The following is a 523-nucleotide window of genomic DNA, read 5'->3' as shown; positions in this document are numbered from 1 at the left end:
ATTTGTTTGATATTAGTTTATTCCAGCCATATTTTGTAAATTCAGCCTCACCTCCTGCAATACTAGTGGAGATTTTTTGTTTTAATTCCTTATATCCATCATAATCTTCAGGAGCAATAGGTTCCTCAAACCAATGAATATTTAGTTCATCAAGTCCTTTTCCAACATAGAGAGCATCTTTTAAATTGTAAGCATGATTTGCATCAACCATTAATTTAAAGTCTTTACCTATAGAGTCTTTAACTGCCTGTACTAACTTTAAATCTTCTTTTGGACCCAATCCAACTTTCATTTTCATAGCTTTAAAGTTTTTTGATTTAATATGTTTTGCTTCTTCTTGAAATAATGGAATTAACTCATCAACTGATTTTTTTTGCAACATCATCCCATATCCATATACTGGAACTTCATTATTACATTTACCGCCTACAAGTTGATAAAGAGGAGAGTTTGTTTTCTTTCCAAGAATATCCCATAAAGCAATATCTACACCTGATAATGCTTGAATTGGCATACCCTTTTG

Annotated in this window: 1 protein-coding gene; it reads right to left on the bottom strand. The window is 31.4% G+C overall.

Annotated features, from left to right (window positions below):
- A partial coding sequence (locus AMO08_RS04500; protein WP_143323813.1) for a mandelate racemase/muconate lactonizing enzyme family protein occupies positions 1-514 on the bottom strand: 514 nt, incomplete at its 3' end.
- Positions 515-523 lie beyond the last annotated feature (9 nt).

The organism is Candidatus Pelagibacter communis (genome assembly GCF_001180205.1).
GTDB classification, from domain to species: Bacteria; Pseudomonadota; Alphaproteobacteria; order Pelagibacterales; family Pelagibacteraceae; genus Pelagibacter; species Pelagibacter ubique_O.
Note: the sequence above shows the minus strand (reverse complement) of the source record. Positions and strands in the feature narration are given on the sequence as shown.